This window comes from Allobosea sp. TBD101, from assembly GCF_059817965.1.
Map to the genome: position 1 here is coordinate 5020767 of NZ_CM187543.1, position 20783 is coordinate 5041549.

Here is a 20783-nt window from a genome sequence, read left to right on the forward strand (position 1 = left end):
GGAAAGCATCCATGGTCACGCGTGTTCTCACGGTCAGCATCCTGGCCGGGCTTCTGGCTGGCTTGATCGTCGCCGCCCTGCAGCATGTCACCACCACCCCGCTGATCCTCAAGGCCGAGACCTATGAGGCGGCGCTGGCGCTGAAAGCGCCGACGCTGGCCGCGTTCGACGGCGAGGCGAAGATCATCCTCGCGCATGGACCGGCCGGCGACGCGCCCGGCCACGACCATGCCGAATGGAAGCCGCAGGACGGCTTCCAGCGCACGCTCTTCACCAGCGCGGTGACGATTGCGACCGCGATCGGCTTCGCGGCTCTGCTGCTCGCAGGGATGATCGCGGCCGGCGACAGCATCGACCAGCGCAGCGCGCTCGTCTGGGGCGCCTGCGGCTTCCTCGCGCTCGGGCTCGCCCCGGCGATGGGGCTGGCTCCCGAGCTGCCGGGTGCAGCCTCGGCCGCGCTGGAGCAGCGCCAGGTCTGGTGGCTCGCGACGGTGATCGCCACGGCGCTGGGGCTCTTCCTGTTCCTGCGCTTCGATCAGCCCTGGCTGAAGCTCGTCGCCATCGTCGTGATCCTGCTGCCGCATGTCGTCGGCGCGCCGCATCCGGCCGCGCCGGCGAGCAAGGTGCCGGCCGAGGTCGCCGCGCATTTCGCGTCGCTCTCGCTCGGCATCCAGGCCGCGCTCTGGCTCGTCACCGCCTTCATGGTCGGCGTGCTTTGGCCCCGGGCGAGCCGCCGGGCCGCGGACGCCTGAGGACAAGCCATGTCCGAGGGTGACCTCACCATCCATGTCTGCACGGCCTGCCGCCGCGCCCGCGCCGATCTCCCGGAAGGTTACGACCAGCCGGGACTGGCGCTGGCCGAGCGTCTCGCCGCGCAGCTTAAAGCCAAGGGCAGCACGATCCCCGTGCTGCCCGTCGAATGCCTCGCCGTCTGCAAGCGGCCCTGCACCATCGCGCTCAGCGCCGACGGGAAATGGACCTATCTGATCGGCGATCTCGACACCGACACCCATCTCGACGAGATCGTCGGCGCCGCGGAGGCCTATGCCGCCAGCGCCAACGGCATCGTTCCCTGGAAAGAGCGGCCGCAGTCCTTCCGCAAGGGCGTGGTCGCGCGCGTGCCGCCTTTGCCAGCGCGCCAGCAAGGATGACATCATGAACGCTCCGCAGACCACCAACCTGGGCAAGACGTCACTCAGCAAGACGCCCTGCACGATCATCACCGGCTTCCTCGGCGCCGGGAAAACGACGCTGGTGCGCCATCTCCTCGAGAATGCGCAAGGCAAGAAGCTCGCAGTACTCGTCAACGAGTTCGGCGATCTCGGCTTCGACGGCGAATTCCTGAAGGGCTGCGGCATTGCCGGCTGCAGCGACGAGGACGTGGTCGAGCTGCCGAACGGCTGCATCTGTTGCACCGTCGCCGATGATTTCGTGCCCGCACTGGAAAAGCTTTTGAACCGGCCGAACCCGCCGGAGCACATCCTGATCGAGACCTCCGGCCTCGCTTTGCCGAAGCCGCTGGTGCAGGCGTTCAACTGGCCGGCGATCCGCTCGCGCGTGACCGTCGACGGCGTCATCGCCGTGGTCGACGGGCCGGCCGTGGCCGAGGGTCAGTTCGCCGATGATCCGGAGGCGCTCGCGGCGCAGACGGCAGCGGACGCCTCCGTCGATCACGACAACCCGCTGGAGGAGGTGTTCGAGGACCAGATCCTCTGCGCCGACCTGATCCTGCTCAACAAGAGCGACCTCGTCGACGAGGCCGGCCGCGCGCGGATGAAAGCCGAGATCGCCGAGCATCTGCCGAAAGCGATCAAGATCGTCGAGACCGCCCATGGCAAGGTCGAGCCGGCGCTGATCGTCGGCCTCGGCGCTGCCGCCGAAAGCGACCTCGCCGCCCGCCCCTCGCATCATGGCGAAGGCGAGCACGATCACGACCATGACGATTTCGACTCGGTCGCCGTGCCGCTGCCGGCCGGCCTCTCGCCGGAGGAGCTCACGGCGCGCGTCGCCAAGGCGGCCGAGGCCGAGGGCGTGCTGCGCCTCAAGGGCTTCACCGCCGTTCCGGGCAAGCCGATGCGTCTGGTCGTACAGGGCGTCGGCCGGCGCCTCAGTCATCATTTCGACCGGGCCTGGGGCGCGAGCGAACCGCGCGACGGACGCCTCACCGTGATCGGGCTCAAGGGCTTCGATCTCAAGGCCGTGGAAGCGGCCCTCGCGGGGGCGTAACATCCGCCGATGCATCTTCTCCCGACCAGCGAGATCAGACTCGACGACGGCGAGGACGCCGTCGATCTCGCCCTGCCGCCGGGAGACGTGCTCGTGCTGTCCTTCACCGACAGCGACCTTTCGGCGCTGGCGGTGGCGGCAGGTGACAGCATCCTGTCGGTGCGGCTCGCGCCGCTCCGGCGGCTGAAACACCCGCTCTCGGTGGATTTCCTGATCGAGAAGACGGCGGCGCAATCCCGCTTTATACTGCTGCGCTGCCTCGGCGGGCTCGATTACTGGCGCTATGGCATCGAGCAGCTCGGCATCGCCTGCCGCGAGCGCGGCATCCCGCTCGCGATCCTGCCCGGTGACGAGCGCGACGATCCGAGGCTCGGCGAACATGCGAGCGTGCCGGCGGAATTCGCAGGCGAGTTGCTGGCCTATTTTCAGGCCGGTGGCGGCGCCGAGAACATGCGGCGGCTGCTGGGGCGGATAGACGAGTATCTGGCGGCGTCGAGAGACCCCTCATCCGCCTGCCGGCACCTTCTCCCGCAAGGGGAGAAGGGCGAGACGGCGCACGCTGCTCCTTTCTCCCCTTGCGGGAGCAAGTGGCTCGGCAGAGCCGAGACGGATGAGGGGTCGCGTGACTCCTCCGGCCTCCCTCCCGTCCCGCTGCCATCATTCTTAGCGCTCGGCAGAGACGGCACGCCCCTGCCCTGGCGCGAGGCGCTCGCCGCCCTGCCCCCCGATCGCGCGCTCGTCCCGGTCCTGCTCTATCGCTCCGGCGTTGCAGCCGGGGACACCGCCATGGGCGAGGCGATTGCCACGACGCTGGCGGCGCGCGGCCTCGCGCCCCTGCCGTTGGCGCTGACCAGCCTGAAGGACCCCGCCGTCACCGCCGAACTTGCAGCGCTGATCGCGACGCGCAAGCCGGCGCTGATCATCACCACCACCGCCTTCTCCGCCCGCGAAGGTGCGGATTTCGTGCTCGACGGCGCGGATTGCCCGATCCTGCAGGCGATTCCTGTCAGCAGCCCCCGCGAGGCCTGGGAGGCATCGCCGCGCGGGCTATCGGCCGCCGATCTCGCCATGCAGGTGGCACTGCCGGAATTCGACGGGCGCATCGGGGCGATCCCCGTCGCCTTCAAGGCGGAAGCGACCGATCCGGCAACCGGGCTTTCCATCCGCCGGCTGATGCCCGCTCCTGAGGGGGTCGCCGCACTGGCCGATCTGGCGAAGGGCTGGATTGCGCTGGCAGGGAAGCCTGCCGCCGAGCGAAAACTGGCGCTGGTGATGTCGGATTATCCCGCGCGCGGCGGACGGGCCGGCTTCGCCGTCGGGCTCGACACGCCGACGAGCGTGACGGCGATCCGGGAATTGCTGGCAGGAGCGGGGTATGAGGTCGGCTCTACCACCTCCGCCGTCATCCCGGGCTTGACCCGGGATCCATGCCAGAGCGCTTCCAATCAAAGTTCAGGCATGGATCCCGGATCGGCGCCGCTGACGCGGCTTGTCCGGGATGACGGCGCAGATGTGGATGAGAGCGCGCGGCTCATGGCCGCTCTCACCGGCGGCTCGGCCGATCTGAGCATTCCCCTCGCAACCTATCGCAACTGGCTTGCCGCCATTCCTGCCGCAGCCTGTGAGCGCCTTCATGCCGCCCACGGCAAGCCCGAAGCCGACCCCGCCTGCCACGGCGGCGCCTTCCATTTCCGCACCGTCCGCTTCGGCAACCTCACCGTCGCCCTGCAGCCGCCGCGCGATGCGACGCCAGACCGCAAGGCTGTTTATCACGACCCCGACGCGCCGCCGGGCCACGCTTATCTCGCCTTCTATCTCGCACTGCGCCAATCCGAGACCGCCGACGCGCTGATCCATCTCGGCACGCACGGCACCACCGAATGGCTGCCGGGTAAGGCGGTCGCGCTTTCAGGCGGCTGCTGGCCGCGCCTCGCTGTCGGCGGGCTGCCGGTGATCTACCCCTATGTCGTCGACGATCCCGGCGAGGCGGCGCCGGCAAAAAGGCGGCTCTCGGCCGTCACGCTCGGCCATCTGCCACCACCGCTGGCCGAGGCGGAGGCCGCCGGCGAGACCGCGCTCCTGCGCGATCTCGTCGAGGAGTTCTCGCAGGCGCAGGTGCTCGATCCGCGCCGCGCCGATATCGTCGCCGGCGAAATCCGGGCGCGGGCCGAGGCGGGCGGTCTCGCCGCCTCCTGCGGCGTCACCGATGATACCGAGATGAACGAGGCGCTGACGCTTCTCGACGCCCATCTCTGCGACATCGCCGAACTGCCCTTCCGCGACGGCCTGCATATCTTCGGGCGCTCGGAGATCGACCCTGCCTCCGCCCGCAACGAGCGCGAAAACCTGCTCGCCGCTCTCGACGGCCGCTTCGTCCCGCCCGGCCCGGCCGGCTCGCAGCATCGCGGCCGCCCCGATGTGCTGCCGACCGGACGCAATCTCTCGACGCTCGACCCTCGCGCGATCCCGACGCGCGCGGCCGCAAGGCTCGGCAGGTTGGCAGCCCAGGCCGTCGTCTCGCGCCATCTCCAGGATCATGGCGACTATCCGCGCCGGATCGTCATGGACCTCTGGGCCTCGCCTACCCTGCGCTCGGGTGGCGAGGATATCGCGCATGCTCTCGCGCTGATGGGCGTCGAGCCGCTCTGGGACAATGCCTCGACCCGCGTCACGGGCTTCAGCATCGTCCCGCAGCCGAAGCTCTCCTATCCGCGTCTCGACGTGACCGTGCGCATCTCCGGCACCTTCCGCGATACGTTTCCGGGGCAGATCGCCTTGCTCGACCAGGCCGCGCGGGCCGTCGCCACGCTGGACGAGGCGGACGAGTGGAACGAGCCCGCCGCCGCTTATCGCCGGGGCGAGTCTGGCGCGCGCATCTTCGGCGCCGCGCCCGGCCGCTATGGCGCGGCGATGGCGGACCGCGCCCTTGATGGCGACTGGACCCACCGCGAGGAATTGGGTGCGGCCTATCTCGCGGCGTCAGACCATGCCTATGGCGGGGCGGGGGGCGTGGGCGCCGCCGATGCCGGCTTCACCGAGCGCATCCGCGTCTCCGACGCCTTCATCCATGTCAGCGACACAGCGGGGCGCGACATCCTCGAAGCGAGCAGCGCTGCCGACGTGATCGGTGGGCTTGCGGCGGCGGCGAAAGCGCTCGGTGCCGACCCCGCGCTCTACAGCCTCGACAGCTCGAACCCGGAAGCGCCGAAGGCGCGTACGCTGGCACAGGACATCGCCCGGATCGTCCATGGCCGGTTGACGCATCCGCGCTGGATCGCGTCGCAACTCGCCCATGGCTGGCGCGGTGCGGCGGAGCTGGCCGAGGCGGTGGATACCCTCTTCGTCTTTGCCGCCAGCACCGATGCCGTCGCCGACGGGCTGTTCGATTCCGTCTTCCAGGCCTATTGCGCCGATCCGCAGGTCTGGACCGCGCTCGAAGCCGCCAATGCGCCCGCTGCCGCCTCGATCCGTTCGCGATTGGCGGAAGCCGCACGACGCGGGCTCTGGACCAGCCGCCGCAACTCGGTCGGCGCCTTCCTGGCACGGGACGCGGCGGAATGAGCGCGCGGTCACAGGAAACGTTGCGGCGCGGCTGGTGCCCGAGCACGCTGAGGCCGATGGAGACCGGCGACGGCTGGCTGGTGCGACTGCATCCACCGGGCGCGAAGCTGGCACCAGCGCAATTGCGGCGGATCGCGGCGCTGGCAGTAGAGCATGGCAACGGGCTGATCGAGATTTCTGCCCGCGCCAATCTGCAGATCCGCGGCGTGACGATCGAAAGTCATCCGACGCTGATCGAGCGCCTGCTGGGGGAACATCTCGTCGACGAGCACGAGGGCGACGGGCCGCAACGTGTGACACTGGTCTCGCCGCTGGCCGGACGGGACCCGACCGGCCTGATCGACGCCGCCGCACTGGCCGCACAGATCGAGCAACGCGCCCGTACCGTACCCGGCCTGCCGGCCAAGCTCGGCGTCGTCGTGGACGATGGCGGCGCGCAGGCCCTCGATGATTTCTCCTGCGATATCCGGCTGGTTGGGATGGACGCCACGAGCGCAGCCTTGTGCCTCGCCGATCGTCTCTGGCTCGGCCCTATCCCGGTCACAGAAGCCGTGCCGACCGTGGCCGCGATCCTGCGTGACTTTGCAGCGCTGCGAGCCGCCACGCCGGATCAGATCCGCCGCCTGCGCGACCTGTCGCCCGAGGCCTTGGCGAGCCTGAGCGCCCTGCCCGAAGCCGCCGCTCCGGCGCCACGGATGCCGCCCCGACGCGCCGGGCTGTTTGCTCTGGAGGGCGATCGTTTCGCCGCGCTCGTCGGCCTGCCCTTCGGCCGCTGCGATGCGGAGACGCTCGACAGGCTCGGCACGGCCCAGGCAGAGGCCGACATCCGGCTTTCGCCCTGGCGCGGGCTGGCCTTCCGCGATCTCGACCGCACCGGAGCAGAGGCGCTGCTGCGGCTGGCCGGCGATCTCGGCCTCATCACGCAGGACGACGACCCCCGCCTCTCGGTGCAGGCTTGCGCCGGCAGCCCCGCCTGTTCGCGCGCCGAGGCGCCGACCATGGCGGATGCAGCCAGGCTCGCCGACGCTGCCGCCGATCTGCTTGCGCAGGGTGTGACGCTGCATGTCTCCGGCTGCGTCAAGGCCTGTGCTCATCCGGCAGCGGCTGATCTCACGCTGGTGGGGCGAGACGGGCGCTACGACGTCGTGCCGGGCGGCACGACGCGGGACAAGCCGGTCGCGACGCTTGACCTTTCGGCGCTGCTCACGCGATTGCAGCCCGGACAAGACATTCACGCGCGGCTGGCCAAGGCCCTGCGCACGACGGGATCGCAGGGTTGAGCAAGGCATACGACTACATCCAGGACGGCGCGGCGATCTATGAGCGCTCCTTCGCCATCATCCGCGCCGAGGCTGACTTGACCCGGTTCAGCGGCGCGGCCGAGCGCATCGTCGTCCGCATGATCCATGCCTGCGGCATGACCGACCTGCCCAGGGATGTCGAGATGTCCGCCGGTTTCGCGGAGGTCGCGCAGGCCGCGCTCAGGAGCGGCGCGCCGATCCTCTGCGATGCCAAGATGGTCGCCAATGGCGTGACCCGCGCCCGCCTGCCGGCAAACAACGAGGTTCTCTGCACGCTGGACGATCCGCAGGTTCCGGCGCTCGCCGCTCAGATGGGTACGACCCGCTCCGCCGCCGCGATGGAGCTCTGGAAGCCCCGGCTCGCCGGCTCGGTCGTGGTGATCGGCAATGCGCCGACCTCGCTCTTCCGCCTGCTCGAAATGCTCGATGCCGGCGCGCCGAAGCCCGCTGCCGTGATCGGCATCCCCGTCGGCTTCGTCGGCGCGGCGGAATCAAAGGACGCGCTCGCGAAGGACGGGCGCGTGCCCTTCGTCGTCGTGCATGGACGGCGCGGCGGCTCGGCCATGGCGGCGGCGGCCGTCAACGCGCTGGCGCAGGACAAGGAATAAGCCATGAGTGGGACGAACAGGACCCTGCTCTACGGCGTCGGGCTCGGGCCCGGCGCGCCGGACCTGATGACGGTCAGGGCGCGGGAGATCATCACCACGGCCGACCGGCTGGTGCATTTCTGCAAGCGCGGCCGACGCGGCAATGCCCGCAGCACGGCGGACGCGATCATCGCGCCCGATCCGGCCCGCGAGATCGAGCTTGCCTTCCCGGTGACGATCGAGGCCAGCGTCGGCGAGCCCGACTACGACGGCCCGATCGCGGCTTTCTACGAGGAGGCGGCCGAGCGACTTGCCGCCGAGATGCAGGCCGGGCGGACGCTTGCCGTGCTCTGCGACGGCGATCCGTTCTTCTACGGCTCCTTCATGCATCTGTGGCGGCGGCTCAGCCACCGCTTTCCGACCGAGGTGGTGCCCGGCGTCACCGGCATGACCGGGGCCTGGGGCGAAGCCGGCGCGCCGATCACGTGGGGCGACGACGTCATGACCGTGCTGCCAGGCACGCTGCCGGAAGCCGAGCTGGCGCGGCGCCTCGCCGATACCGACGCCGCCGTCATCATGAAGCTCGGCCGCAACCTGCCGAAGGTGCGCCGCGCGCTTGTCGCCGCCGGGCTGGAAGGGCGGGCGATCTATGTCGAGCGCGCGACGATGGCACGACAGGTGGTGGCGCGCCTTGCCGACAAGAGCGATGACGAGGCGCCTTATTTCGCGATGGTGCTGGTGCCCGGCGAAGGGCGGCGCCTGTGAAGGCACTCCCGTCTCTTTTTCCACCTCCCCGCTGTCATCCCGGACGCAGCGAAGCGGAGATCCGGGATCCATGCCTGAGCTTCCCGAGGTCGGCGTTCCGGCATGGATCCCGGGTCTCCCTGCGGTCGCCCGGGATGACGGCGCGAAGGAATATGGGGCGGAGAAGGAGAGACCAGGCATGACCGGCTCCCTCACCATCGTCGGGCTCGGCCCGGGCACAGCGGAGTGGATCACGCCGGCCGCGCAGGCGGCACTCGATGCCGCGACCGATATCGTCGGCTACGGCCCCTATGTCGACCGGGTGCCCGAAAGGGCGGGATTGACCAAGCATGCCTCCGACAACCGCGTCGAGGTCGAGCGCGCCTCGCATGCGCTGCAACTGGCGGCGGACGGCCGGACGGTCGCGGTGGTCTCGGGCGGCGACCCCGGCGTCTTCGCCATGGCGGCGGCGGTGTTCGAGGCGCTGGAGGCCGGGCCAATGGAATGGCGCGGACTTCCGATCAGTGTCGAGCCCGGCATCACCGCGATGCTCGCGGCGGCGGCACGGGCCGGTGCCCCGCTCGGCGGCGATTTCTGCGCGATCTCGCTCTCGGACAACCTGAAGCCCTGGGACGTCGTGACGGCACGGCTCGAAGCGGTGCTCACTGCGGATCTGGTGATCTGCCTCTACAACCCGATCTCGAAGGCCCGGCCCTGGCAGCTCGGCAAGGCGCTGGAGCTGGCGGCCAAGCAGCGCGACGCGACGACGCCGGTGCTCTTCGCCCGCGCCGTCGGGCGGCCGGACGAATACCTGCGCATCCTGACGCTGGCGGAAGCCGTCGCGGCTGCCGGCACAGCGGATATGGCGACGCTGGTGATGATCGGGGCGTCGGGCACGCGCCTGATCGCGCGCGAGGGCGCCGCGCCTTACGTCTACACGCCGCGCTCGGTCGCGAAGATGCCCTGCGCCACCAGCCAGGGCAGGACCTGATCGATATGATCGACGGTCTCGACATCGGGCTTGGGCGGGCGCTCCACCATCACCACCGGCAGGGACAACCGGCGCGCCGCCACGAGCTTGCCGACCGTCGCCGGCCCGCCGGAATTCTTGCTGACCAGGATCTCGACGCCCTCACGGCGCATCAGATCCTCCTCATCGTCGACGTCGAAGGGGCCGCGCTGCTGGATGACATCGACATGCGGCACCGGCAGGCGGTCTCCGATCGGCTCGATGACGCGGACGAGATAGCGATGCTGCGGAGCGTCGGCGAAAGCGGGCAGCTCCAGACGACCGACGGTGAGGAAGACGCGCCGTGGCGCGTCGCCCAGCGCCTGTGCGGCGGCCTCGATATCGGGCACGGACTTCCAGCGATCGCCGGCACGCGGCTTCCAGGAATCGCGGCGGATCGCGAGCAGCGGCACGCCTTCGGCCTTGCAGGCATGCTCGGCATGGAAAGGCATGATCGCGGCGAAGGGATGGGTCGCGTCGACGACGGCGACGATGCCTTCCTCGACCAGATAGCGCCTCAGGCCCTCGACACCGCCGAAGCCCCCGATGCGAACCGGCAAATTGGTCGGGCGGGGATCGACGGTGTGGCCCGCCAGCGAGATAATGGCGCGGATATCGGGAGCCTGATCAGCCAGGTGCTGGTCAAGCGCAGCAGCTTCAGTCGTTCCGCCAAGGATGAGGACGGTCATGACGACAGTTTTGCGTGAATCGGGTGTTCTGTCGAGCGTCGAGGTGCCAGCTCCCTGGCTCGCGCTGATCGGTCTCGGCGAGGACGGTGCCACGGGCTTAAGCCGCGAGGCGCTGGCCGCGCTGAACGAGGCCGAAATCGTCTTCGGCGGCGAGCGGCATATCGCGCTCGTCGGCTCCGTGCCGGGAGAGCTTCGGCCCTGGCCGCAGCCTTTCCGCAACGCGCTCCCGCAGATTTTGGCCGAGCGCGGCCGCAAGGTCTGCGTGCTCGCGACCAGCGATCCGTTCCATTACGGCATCGGCAACAGCATCAGCCGGGCGATCCCGGCCGAGGAGATGCGGATCATCCCGCAGCTCTCCTCCTTCTCGATGGCCTGCACGCGGATGCGCTGGCCGCAGGAGGAATGCGCGCTGGTCTCGCTGCATGGCCGCACGCTCTACCGGATCGTGCCGCATCTGCAGCCGGAGGCCCGCATCCTGGCCCTGTCCTGGGACGAGACGACGCCGCGCGCCGTCGCCGAACTGATGACCGCCCGCGGCATGGGCGCGAGCCGCATCGTGGTGATGGAATCGCTCGGCGGGCCACAGGAACGCATCCGCGAGACCCGCGCCGACGCCTTCGCGCTCGACGATATCGTGCCGCTCAACCTGATCGCGGTCGAGGTCGCGGCCACCCGCGACTCCCGCATCCTGCCGCTGGCGCCGGGGCTCGACGAGGAGTGGTTCGCCCATGACGGGCAGATCACCAAGTCGGAAATCCGCGCGATCACGATTTCGGCACTCGCCCCGCGCGGCGGCGAATTGCTCTGGGATGTTGGCGGAGGCTCGGGTTCGGTCGCCGTCGAATGGTGCCAGCGCCATCTGCGCAACCGGGCCGTCGCCTTCGAGGCGAAACCGGAGCGGGCCGAGCGCATCAGGCGCAACAAGCTCAAGCTCGGCGGGCTTTCCGTCGAGGTCGTCGGCGAGGCGCCGGCCGGTTTCGTCGGCCGCGAGGCACCGGATGCGGTGTTCATCGGCGGCGGCCTCACCGAGGATGGGCTGTTCGACGCCGCCTGGGCGGCGCTGAAGCCGGGCGGGCGGCTCGTCGCCAATGTCGTGACGATCGAAGGCGAGGCCAAGCTCGCCGCGCTCCATGCCGAGCATGGCGGCTCGCTCAGGCGCATCTCGATCGACCGGCTCGCGCCTGTCGGCGGCAAGCATGGCTGGCGCCCGGCGATGCCGGTGACGCAATGGCGGGTCGAGAAGCCTTGACGCGCTCCGTACAACCCACCGCGTCATCCCGGACAAGCCGCGTTTGCGGCGCCGATCCGGGATCCATTCCGGAACGGTTCAGGCATGGATCCCGGGTCTTCCTTCGGTCGCCCGGGATGACGGCGTGTATTATCACAGGGATTTCCCGATGACCGGCCGCCTCATTGCCGGCATCGGCATCCGGCCCGGCACGGAGGCCGCCGATATCCTCGCCTGCCTCGATCAGGCCCTGGCGAGCGCAGGGCTTGCGGGTGCGCAAACGCCACGCTTCGCTACGCTGGCGAGCCGCGTGGCGGAAGCCGGGATGGTCGCTGCCGCCACCGAACGCGCGGCCGAACTCGTCGCCATCCCCGACGAGGCCCTGAAGGGCTTCGAGGCCGCCTGCGCGACGCGCTCGACCCGGATTGCCTCGCTCTACGGCGTCGGCTCGGTGGCGGAAGCCGCGGCGCTGGCTGCCGCAGGTCCCGGCGGCGAACTGGTGCAACCACGCATCGCAACCGCGCGCGTGACCTGCGCGCTCGCCAGAAGCCCCGCATGACCATCCATTTCATCGGCGCCGGCCCCGGCGCACCCGATCTCATCACCTTGCGTGGACGCGACCTGATCGCGGCTTCGCCTGTATGTCTCTATGCGGGTTCGCTGATCCCCAAGGCGATGCTCGACTGGTGCCCGCCGGGCGCGCGCGTCGTCGATACCGCTCCGCTCGATCTCGACGCGATCATCGCGGAGATGGAGGCCGCCCACCGCGCCGGACAGGACGTCGCGCGGCTGCATTCCGGCGACCTCTCGATCTGGAGCGCCTGCGGCGAACAGATGCGCCGGCTCGACCGCTCGGACATTCCCTATACGGTGACACCGGGCGTGCCGGCCTTCGCCGCCGCCGCCGCCGTGCTGAAGCGCGAGCTGACCTTGCCGGGCGTTGCGCAATCGCTGGTCCTGACGCGTACCTCCGGCCGAGCCTCGGCCATGCCCGAGAAGGAGAAGCTCGCAACCTTCGCCGCCTCCGGTGCGACGCTCGCCATCCATCTTTCGATCCATGTCGTCGAGCAGGTCGTGGCGGAGCTGACACCTTTCTACGGGGCCGATTGCCCGGTCGCGGTCGTGTTCCGCGCGACATGGCCGGATGAGACCGTGCTGCAAGGCAAGCTCGCCGACATCGCCGCGAAAGTTCGTGACAGCGCGCTTGAGCGTACTGCGCTGATCCTGGTCGGGCCTGCGCTGGCGGCCGACGATTTCGGCGAGAGTGCGCTCTATTCGGTCGATTACGACCGCCGCTTCCGGCCGCGAGGCGGGCAATGAACGCGCGCGGGCTGCTCATCGCCGCGCCGCGCTCCGGCTCCGGCAAGACCACGATCACGCTCGGGCTGCAACGCGCGTTGACGCGGCGTGGCCTCACCGTGCGCGGGCTGAAATGCGGGCCGGATTATATCGACCCGGCCTTTCATGCCGCTGCGACGGGTGCGCCCAGCGCCAATCTCGACAGCTATGCGATGACGGACGGGCTGCTCGGCCGGATCGCGGGGGAAGCGGCCGATGCCGCCGACATCGTCATCGCCGAGGGCTCGATGGGGCTGTTCGACGCCGTGCCGGGCGAGGTTGGGCATACCGGCGCCGGCGCCGATATCGCCGCGTTGACCGGCTGGCCGGTCGTGCTCGTCATCGACGTATCCGGGGCGGCGCAATCGGTGGCGGCGGTCGCGCTCGGCTGCAAGCTCTACGATCCGCGCATCCGCATCGCCGGCGTGATCCTCAACAAGGTCGCGAGCGCCCGTCATGAACGGCTGGTCCGACAGGGCATGGAGCGCATCGGCTTGCCGGTCCTCGGCGCGCTGCCGCGCGAAGCGAGCCTGATCCTGCCGGAACGCCATCTCGGGCTGGTCCAGGCCGGCGAGACCGCCGACCTGCATGCACGGCTGAATGCCCTTGCGGAAGCCGTCTCGAAGGCCGTCGATCTCGATGCGGTCATGGCAGCTGCCGGCGCGACGACGCTCCCGACAGCGATCGACGACAACGCCCCGGCCCTGCCCGCACCCGGCCGCCGGATCGCCATCGCTCGTGATGCCGCCTTCTCCTTCGTCTACCCGCATGTCGAGGCAGGATGGCGCGCGGCGGGTGCCGAACTTGCTCCATTCTCGCCCCTCAAGGACGAGGCGCCGCCGGATCATTGCGATGCCTGCTGGCTGCCGGGCGGCTATCCGGAGCTGCATGCCGGCACGATCGCGGCAGCGAGCCACTTCCTTGAAGGTTTGCGCGACTTCGCACGGACCCGACCGGTGCATGGCGAGTGCGGCGGATACATGGTTCTCGGGCGCAACCTGACCGATGCCGGGGGCGTCGTGCATGAGATGGCCGGCCTGCTTTCGGTCGAGACCTCCTTCGCCAAACGGAAGATGAATCTCGGCTATCGCCGGGCGGTTCTGGCGGCGGATGGCCCGCTCGGGGCAGCCGGCACGACCTTGACCGGGCATGAATTCCACTATGCAAGCATCGTCGCGCAGGGCGAGGACCCGCCCTTCGCCGTGGTGACGGACCCGCACGGCTCGGCGCCCGTTCCCGCCGGAAGCCGGCGCGGCCTTGTGACGGGCTCGTTCTTCCACGCCATCGCGACGGCAGGCCCGGCGTGAGACAGGCGCCGGAGTTCGACGAAGCTTTCGCCCGGCAGTTCGAGGAGCTGCTGCGCTGGCGGCGCGATGTCCGGCGGTTCAAGCGTGATCCGGTCCCGGACGCGCTGATCGAAGCGCTCCTGGCACAGACCAGCCTCTCCCCTTCCGTCGGACATGCGCAGCCCTGGCGCTGGGTCGCCGTGGCGCAGCCAGCACAGCGCGCGGCCGTGCAGGAGAGCTTCGGCCGCTGCAATGCGAATGCGCTTGCGTCCTATGACGGCGAACGGGCGGCGCTCTATGCCCGCCTCAAGCTGGAAGGCTTGCGAGAGGCGCCCGTCCAGTTCGCCGTGTTCTGCGATCATGGCACCGAGCGCGGCCATGGCCTCGGCCGGGCCACCATGCCGGAAATGCTGGACTACTCGGTCGTCGCCGCGATCACGCAGTTCTGGCTGTCGGCGCGCGTCCACGGGCTCGGCGTCGGCTGGGTCTCGATCCTCGATCCCGGCGCGATTACCGCCGCCCTTGATACACCGCCGGCGTGGAAGCTCGTCGCCTATCTCTGCGTCGGCTGGCCGGAGGAGGCATGCGACGTGCCCGAGCTGGTCAGGGCTGGCTGGGAGCGCGGCTGAGCGCGAGGCCGGCGAGATCGCGGCGCAGGCCGAAGGAAACCAGCACCGCCAGAACGGCGAGGATCGCCACGAGCCAGGCCGATGCCGGAGATCACCAGCCCGACCACGGCCGGTCCCAGGACCTGGCCGAGATTGCTGCCTTGCATCAGCAGCCCGATGCTGGCCGGAACCAGATTGCGGCGGCGCTGACGCGACTTTGCGCCGAACCACAGCTTCACGACGGCTGAAACGAAGAAGGCCGGCCCAAGGGACCGGCCTTCGATGGTATGAACCAGGAACGGTGCGTCAGCGGCGGAAACCGCCGCCGATCGCGCCACCGAGCACGCCGCCGACGATCCCGCCGAAGATCGCCGCGCCGGCGCTGTCACCGGCATCGCCTTCACGGGTCCGGACGCGGCCCTGATAGCCGGTGCTGGTCGTGCCCCGACGCGGTGTCGTGGTCGTGCCCTGATAGGCTTGGCCACGCTCGCGGGCGAGGTCGCGCTGGTACATCTCGTCGCCGTCATAGGAGGAGACGTTGCGGGTGGCAGCCTTGCCTTCCCCGGCGGTCTTGGTGCTGCGCTTCTTCTCGGCCGCGGCCTTCTCCTCGGCGAGGACAGCCTGATAGGCGGTCTCGCTCTGGACGCGGAGCGCGCTCACCTGCATCGCGGTCAGGAAGCCTGTCTCCGGGATGCTGCGCGACTTCTGCCAGGCCTGGATCGCCTTGCGATGGCTCGGACCGAAGGCGGCGGCAGCCTTGCCCGGCTGGAAGCCGCTGACGCGCAGGCGGGTCTGCACTTCGCGCCGGCCCTTGGCGTCGAGCTTCATCGCGGTCTCGGTCTGCGCGGTGCCGATCTCCTTCTTCAGCGCCTCTTCGGTGACGCCCGGAGGGGTCGCCAGGAAACCACTCGCAGGCTTCGACGCCTCGAGGCTGGCGAGGCGGTTGCGGGCGAAGGTCGCGAACTGGCCCGACGGGAAGGCGTCGAGATAGGCGCGGTAGTCGGCGGCTGAATTGCCGCGCTCGGCGACTTCCCAGGTCTTGATGTCGATCTGGGCGCGATCGAGCGCAGGAGCGGCAGGCATCGCCGGCATCGGCACGGCCGCGTCGATGGTCTTGGTCGCGGCCACGCCGGCATCAACCGCGGCGAGCTTCAGCGTCGGGTTCATCTTGAACTCGCCGATGATCGAGGAATTGGTCCAGGGCTTCTGCTTCTTGTTGGTCGTTTCCCAGACATCGGCACGCACGCGGTCCATCACCGTGGTGATCGACACTTCCGGCGTCTCGATATGCTTGAGCAGCGCACTGGTGAAGGGGCTGTTGCCGTCGCGCTCGCCATCGAGCGCCGTGGCGCGCGGGTCGGTCGCGAAGGCGATCAGGATGCCTGAGGCCGATTGCGTCTCGATCGCGGTCAGACCACGGGTGACGGCACGCGACTTCGCGGCGAGCTGGGCGGCGAAGGGGTTGTCGCGGCAGGCGTCGAGGATGACGATGTTGACGCGCTCGTCGCGCTGCATCTGGCGCAGCACGAGCTGGACGTTGACCGCGCGGAAATCGAGATCGGCTTCCGAACGCAGCGAGGCGTCGACGGGGATCAGGTAGTTCTCGTCGCCGACGGCGATGCCGTGGCCGGCATAATAGACGAGGCCGGCCTTGGCGCCGTCGAGCTTCTGCGCGAACTCGCGCACGATGCCCGTCATCTCGTCCATCTTGAGGTCGTAGCCCTCGACGACGTCGAAGCCGAGACGCTTCAGCGCAGCGGAAATGCCCTTGGCGTCACGCTGCGGATTGGCGAGCGGCGGCACCGCCGTATAGGCGCTGTTGCCGATAACGAGCGCGACCCGCCGCTCGGGCACGGCCGCAGAGCCGGGAGAGGCCAGCGCCACCGCTGAGAGCACCAGCGCAAAGGCGACAGCCATTCGGGCACGGAACCCTGGAACCAGAGACGCGAAGTTCACGACAACCTCCCCAATTCGGCAATCGGCTGCCCGCCCGCAACGGTCGGCGCAGCGCACAATCAAAAAACACGGCGGCAATATGGACGAAAGGTGGCCGTCTTTTTTACCGCAACACGCTCCGGTGGTAAACCGGAACATCCCTTCGTCGCGCGAACCCCGGCGTCGGTTCAAACACTGCGCCGAATCGCGCGCCGGATCGCGAGCATCGAACCGGCGCGGAGGCGCCTGCATCCTTCGTTTGCATGAGACGCGCAGCATAAGACGAAGGGATGAGTGCACGCCTGCCAAGACCGCTTTGAAACCCTCCAGCGTTGACTTATGCCCGGAGCGCGGTGCAGCATGACATGCAAGGGGAACCGCTTAAAAAAGAAAGAGCAAGCTGATGAAGGCTGGCAACCGGCATGTCTGAGGATACTATTCTTTCGACATCAGGCCTTACAAAAGAATTTGCCGGCTTTACAGCTGTGAACGGCGTAGATCTCCGTGTACGTCGCGGGTCTATTCACGCTCTGATCGGGCCGAACGGCGCCGGCAAGACAACCTGCTTCAATCTGCTGACCAAATTCCTGGCGCCGACGCGCGGCTCGATCGTCTATAACGGCCGCGACATCACGCGCGAGAAACCGGCCGAGATCGCCCGGCTCGGACTGGTGCGCTCGTTCCAGATCTCGGCGGTGTTCCCGCAGCTCTCGGTGCTGACCAATGTCCGTATCGCCCTGCAGCGGCGCAAGCGCGGCGATTCGTTCGATTTCTGGCGTTCCGAGAGTTCACTCAAGGAGCTCGACGCCGAGGCCGCGAGCCTGGTCGACGCCGTCGGCCTCACCCCGTTCCTCGGACTGACCGCAGGCGAACTCAGCTACGGCCGCAAGCGTGCGCTGGAGATCGCGACGACGCTGGCGCTCGACCCCGAAATGCTCTTGCTCGACGAGCCGATGGCCGGCATGGGCCGCGAGGATGTCGAGCGCATCGCGGCGCTGATCCGCAAGATCTCGGCCAACCGCACCATCCTGATGGTCGAGCACAATCTCTCGGTCGTCGCCTCGCTCTCGGACCGGATCACCGTTCTGGCGCGCGGCCAGGTGCTGGCGGAGGGCGACTACGCCACCGTCTCGAAGGACCCGCGCGTGGTCGAGGCCTATATCGGCTCGGGAGTCGGCCATGGCCACCACTGAAGCGCTGAAGACCCCCGCGGTGGCCGCAGGCACCGCCCCGCTGCTCAAGGTCCGCGGGCTCGAGGCCTGGTATGGCGAGAGCCATGTCCTGCATGGCATCGATTTCGACGTGGCGCCCGGCGAGGTGGTGACGCTGCTCGGCCGCAACGGCGCCGGCAAGACCACGACGCTGAAATCGATCATGGGCGTGATCGGCAAGCGCAAGGGCTCGGTCGCGCTGGAGGGCAAGGAGACGATCGGCCTGCCCTCGCGCTCGATCGCAAGGCTCGGCATCGGCTTCGTGCCGGAGGAACGCGGCATCTACTCGACCCTCTCGGTCGAGGAGAATCTGATGCTGCCGCCGCAGGTGAAGCCGGGCGGCCTGCCGGTCGAGCAGATCTTCACGCTCTTCCCCAACCTCAAGGAGCGGCTGAAGAGCCAGGGCACCAAGCTCTCGGGCGGCGAGCAGCAGATGCTGGCGATCGGCCGCATCCTGCGCACCGGCGCCAACCTGCTGCTGCTCGACGAGCCGACCGAAGGTCTCGCCCCCGTCATCATCGACCAGATCGGTGCCACCATCCGCATGCTCAAGCAAAAGGGCTTCACCATCATCCTGGTCGAGCAGAACTTCCGCTTCGCCCAGACGGTCGCGGACCGGCACTACGTGGTCGAGCAAGGTAAGGTGATCGACATGATCCCGAACGCCGAGCTCGACGCCAATATCGACAAGCTGCATCGCTATCTCGGCGTCTGAAGCAGCGCGATCCACCAGAACAGCACCGGCTCGCCCGGTATCGACAGAGGGAGAACGATCATGAAGCTGAAGACGATTCTCGCGACCACGGCGCTTGCGACCCTGATGGCGGCCCCCGCGCTCGCCCAGCAGATCTCGGTCAAGGCCGGCGTGCTGAACGACCGGTCGGGCCTCTATGCCGACCTCGCCGGCGAAGGCTCGGTGATCGCGGCGCGCATGGCGGTCGAGGACTTCAAGGCGGCCGAGAAGGGCATCAAGGTCGAGATCGTCTCGGCCGATCACCAGAACAAACCCGACGTCGGCTCGACCATCACCCGGCAGTGGTACGACCAGGACGGCGTCGATCTGATCCTCGACGTGCCGACCTCCTCGGTCGCGCTGGCGGTGAGCCAGATCACCAAGGAGAAGAACAAGATCCACATCAACTCGGGCGCCGGCTCGTCGGACCTCTCGGGCAAGGCCTGCAGCCCCAACACCATCCACTGGACCTACGACACCTATGCGTTGGCGCAGGGCACCGGCGGCGCGATGGTGAAGGCCGGCGGCGACAGCTGGTTCTTCATGACCGCGGACTATGCCTTCGGCCACGCGCTGGAGCGCGACGCCAGCGCCACCGTCATCAAGAACGGCGGCAAGGTGGTCGGCGCGGTCCGCACCCCGTTCCCGGGCACCGACTTCTCGTCCTTCCTGCTCCAGGCGCAGGCCTCCAAGGCCAAGGTCATCGGCCTTGCGAACGCCGGCAGCGACACCACCAACGCGATCAAGCAGGCGGGCGAATTCGGCATCGTCGCCGGCGGCCAGAAGCTCGCGGGCCTGCTCGTCTTTCTGACCGACGTGCACTCGCTCGGCCTGCAGGCGGCACAGGGCCTCGTCCTGACCGAGTCGTTCTACTGGGATCGCGACGACGGCACCCGCGCCTGGTCGGAGCGCTTCGCCAAGCTCAATGGCGGCAAGAAGCCGACCATGGTCCAGGCGGGCGTCTATTCCGGCCTGCTGCACTATCTGAAGGCGGTCGAGGCGACCAAGAGCAAGGACTCGGCCACCGTCATGGCCAAGATGAAGGAGATGCCGACGGAGGATCCGCTGTTCGGCAAGGGCTCGATCCGTCCGAACGGCCGCAAGATGCACGACATGTATCTCTACGAGGTCAAGAAGCCGTCGGAGTCGAAGGGCCCGTGGGATTACTACAAGCAGGTCTCGGTGCTGCCGGCTGAGCAGGCCTTCCAGCCGCTGGCCGAAACCGGCTGCTCGCTAGTCAAGTGACGCCGCGGCTGAACGCCGCCAAGACGTCCTCCGCCGTCATCCCGGGCGACCGCAGGTCGACCCGGGATCCATCGGAGGGCTCCGGAACTCTACGATGGATCCCGGCTCTGCGCTTCGCCTGGCCGGGGTGACGAAGAGGATCGAGAGCCCGCCCCACACGATGATCTGAGTCCCGCATGTTCGAGCTTCTAGGCGTTCCGCCGCAAGCGCTGTTTGGTCAGGTCCTGCTCGGCCTGATCAACGGCTCGTTCTACGCCATCCTCAGCCTCGGGCTGGCGGTGATCTTCGGGCTGCTCAACATCATCAACTTCACGCATGGCGCACAGTACATGATGGGCGCCTTCGTCGCCTGGATGTGCCTGAACTATCTCGGCCTCAACTACTGGGCGGCCCTGCTGCTGGCGCCGATCATCGTCGGCGCGACCGGCGTCGCGGTCGAACGATTGCTGCTGAAGCGCATCGCCCATCTCGACCATCTCTACGGGCTCCTGCTGACCTTCGGCCTGGCGCTGATCATCCAGGGCCTGTTCCGCAACCAGTACGGCTCGTCCGGCCTGCCCTACGCGATCCCGCCGCAGCTGACCGGCGGCCAGAATCTCGGCTTCATGTTCCTGCCGAACTACCGCGCCTGGGTGATCGTCGCTTCGCTGATCGTCTGCCTCGGCACCTGGTTCCTGATCGAGAAGACCAAGCTCGGCGCCTATCTGCGGGCCGCGACCGAGAACCCGACGCTGACCCAGGCCTTCGGCATCAACGTGCCGCTCCTGGTGACGCTGACCTACGGCTTCGGCGTCGCGCTTGCTGCCTTCGCCGGCGTGCTCGCCGCGCCGATCTACTCGGTCAACCCGAACATGGGCGGCGACCTGATCATCGTCGTCTTCGCGGTCGTCGTGATCGGCGGCATGGGCTCGATCATGGGCGCCATCGTCACCGGCTTCTCGCTCGGCCTGATCGAGGGCCTGACCAAGGTGTTCTATCCGGAAGGCGCCGCCACCGTGATCTTCGTCATCATGGTGCTGGTGCTGCTGGTGAAGCCCGCCGGCCTGTTCGGCCGCACGGCCTGACGTAAGACGCAAGGACTG

The 20783-nt window shown here is 68.7% G+C and carries 19 protein-coding genes; 17 read left to right on the forward strand and 2 right to left on the reverse strand.

Annotated features, from left to right (window positions below):
* Nucleotides 1-11 precede the first annotated feature (11 nt).
* The 8 genes from AC6RIC_RS24370 (at nucleotide 12) to cobJ (ending at nucleotide 9410) form a co-directional block, all read left to right on the forward strand.
* A complete protein-coding gene (locus AC6RIC_RS24370) occupies nucleotides 12-752 on the forward strand; it encodes a CbtA family protein (RefSeq protein WP_499734280.1) in 741 nt (246 codons plus the stop codon).
* Nucleotides 753-761: 9 nt separating this feature from the next.
* Nucleotides 762-1151, forward strand: coding sequence for a DUF1636 family protein (locus AC6RIC_RS24375; protein ID WP_499734281.1), 390 nt, complete (start codon nucleotides 762-764; stop codon nucleotides 1149-1151).
* A 4-nt stretch (nucleotides 1152-1155) separates the two neighbouring features.
* Nucleotides 1156-2226, forward strand: coding sequence for a cobalamin biosynthesis protein CobW (cobW, locus tag AC6RIC_RS24380; protein WP_499734282.1), 1071 nt, complete (start codon nucleotides 1156-1158; stop codon nucleotides 2224-2226).
* 9 nt (nucleotides 2227-2235) lie between these two features.
* Nucleotides 2236-5787, forward strand: a complete 3552-nt coding sequence (gene cobN / locus AC6RIC_RS24385; RefSeq protein ID WP_499734283.1) for a cobaltochelatase subunit CobN — start codon at nucleotides 2236-2238, stop codon at nucleotides 5785-5787.
* Complete coding sequence (cobG, locus tag AC6RIC_RS24390; RefSeq protein ID WP_499734284.1) at nucleotides 5784-7067, forward strand: precorrin-3B synthase; 1284 nt, start codon at nucleotides 5784-5786, stop codon at nucleotides 7065-7067. Before cobN ends, cobG begins: the two co-directional genes overlap by 4 nt.
* Nucleotides 7064-7696, forward strand: coding sequence for a precorrin-8X methylmutase (locus tag AC6RIC_RS24395; protein ID WP_499734285.1), 633 nt, complete (start codon nucleotides 7064-7066; stop codon nucleotides 7694-7696). The genes cobG and AC6RIC_RS24395 overlap by 4 nt, the downstream gene beginning before the upstream one ends.
* Nucleotides 7697-7699: 3 nt before the next feature.
* Nucleotides 7700-8440 (forward strand): precorrin-2 C(20)-methyltransferase, encoded by a 741-nt coding sequence (locus AC6RIC_RS24400; RefSeq protein ID WP_499734286.1) that lies wholly within the window; start codon nucleotides 7700-7702, stop codon nucleotides 8438-8440.
* A 178-nt stretch (nucleotides 8441-8618) separates the two neighbouring features.
* The gene (gene cobJ / locus AC6RIC_RS24405; RefSeq protein ID WP_499734287.1) at nucleotides 8619-9410 is read left to right on the forward strand and encodes a precorrin-3B C(17)-methyltransferase; all 792 of its coding nucleotides are present in this window, start codon (nucleotides 8619-8621) and stop codon (nucleotides 9408-9410) included.
* On the opposite strand, the gene AC6RIC_RS24410 is transcribed toward cobJ, so the two are convergent.
* The gene (locus tag AC6RIC_RS24410) at nucleotides 9353-10117 is read right to left on the reverse strand and encodes a cobalt-precorrin-6A reductase (RefSeq protein WP_499734288.1); all 765 of its coding nucleotides are present in this window, start codon (nucleotides 10115-10117) and stop codon (nucleotides 9353-9355) included. The genes cobJ and AC6RIC_RS24410 overlap by 58 nt on opposite strands.
* Here AC6RIC_RS24410 and cbiE point away from each other — a divergent pair.
* From cbiE to bluB, 5 genes are all read left to right on the forward strand, one after another.
* A complete protein-coding gene (gene cbiE, locus AC6RIC_RS24415; RefSeq protein WP_499734289.1) occupies nucleotides 10116-11366 on the forward strand; it encodes a precorrin-6y C5,15-methyltransferase (decarboxylating) subunit CbiE in 1251 nt (416 codons plus the stop codon). The two genes, AC6RIC_RS24410 and cbiE, sit on opposite strands and share 2 nt — an antisense overlap.
* 148 nt (nucleotides 11367-11514) lie before the next feature.
* A complete protein-coding gene (locus AC6RIC_RS24420; protein WP_454658537.1) occupies nucleotides 11515-11904 on the forward strand; it encodes a cobalamin biosynthesis protein in 390 nt (129 codons plus the stop codon).
* A complete protein-coding gene (cobM, locus tag AC6RIC_RS24425) occupies nucleotides 11901-12665 on the forward strand; it encodes a precorrin-4 C(11)-methyltransferase (RefSeq protein ID WP_499734290.1) in 765 nt (254 codons plus the stop codon). The genes AC6RIC_RS24420 and cobM overlap by 4 nt, the downstream gene beginning before the upstream one ends.
* Nucleotides 12662-13990: a cobyrinic acid a,c-diamide synthase CobB gene (locus AC6RIC_RS24430; protein WP_499734291.1), complete on the forward strand. Its 1329-nt coding sequence runs from the start codon at nucleotides 12662-12664 to the stop codon at nucleotides 13988-13990. Before cobM ends, AC6RIC_RS24430 begins: the two co-directional genes overlap by 4 nt.
* Nucleotides 13987-14598, forward strand: a complete 612-nt coding sequence (bluB, locus tag AC6RIC_RS24435) for a 5,6-dimethylbenzimidazole synthase (protein ID WP_499734292.1) — start codon at nucleotides 13987-13989, stop codon at nucleotides 14596-14598. Before AC6RIC_RS24430 ends, bluB begins: the two co-directional genes overlap by 4 nt.
* 285 nt (nucleotides 14599-14883) lie before the next feature.
* On the opposite strand, the gene AC6RIC_RS24440 is transcribed toward bluB, so the two are convergent.
* Nucleotides 14884-16494, reverse strand: coding sequence for a caspase family protein (locus AC6RIC_RS24440; protein ID WP_454658540.1), 1611 nt, complete (start codon nucleotides 16492-16494; stop codon nucleotides 14884-14886).
* Between the two features lie 440 nt (nucleotides 16495-16934).
* Here AC6RIC_RS24440 and AC6RIC_RS24445 point away from each other — a divergent pair, with 440 nt between their 5' ends.
* The 4 genes from AC6RIC_RS24445 (at nucleotide 16935) to AC6RIC_RS24460 (ending at nucleotide 20765) form a co-directional block, all read left to right on the forward strand.
* Nucleotides 16935-17705 (forward strand): ABC transporter ATP-binding protein, encoded by a 771-nt coding sequence (locus tag AC6RIC_RS24445; protein WP_454658541.1) that lies wholly within the window; start codon nucleotides 16935-16937, stop codon nucleotides 17703-17705.
* Nucleotides 17692-18438 carry an ABC transporter ATP-binding protein gene (locus AC6RIC_RS24450; protein WP_499734293.1) on the forward strand — a complete coding sequence of 249 codons (747 nt, stop codon included), beginning with the start codon at nucleotides 17692-17694 and terminating at the stop codon, nucleotides 18436-18438. Before AC6RIC_RS24445 ends, AC6RIC_RS24450 begins: the two co-directional genes overlap by 14 nt.
* Before the next feature lie 60 nt (nucleotides 18439-18498).
* Nucleotides 18499-19701, forward strand: coding sequence for an ABC transporter substrate-binding protein (locus tag AC6RIC_RS24455; RefSeq protein WP_454658543.1), 1203 nt, complete (start codon nucleotides 18499-18501; stop codon nucleotides 19699-19701).
* 176 nt (nucleotides 19702-19877) lie between these two features.
* Complete coding sequence (locus AC6RIC_RS24460; RefSeq protein ID WP_454658544.1) at nucleotides 19878-20765, forward strand: branched-chain amino acid ABC transporter permease; 888 nt, start codon at nucleotides 19878-19880, stop codon at nucleotides 20763-20765.
* The last annotated feature ends 18 nt before the right edge of the window (nucleotides 20766-20783 follow it).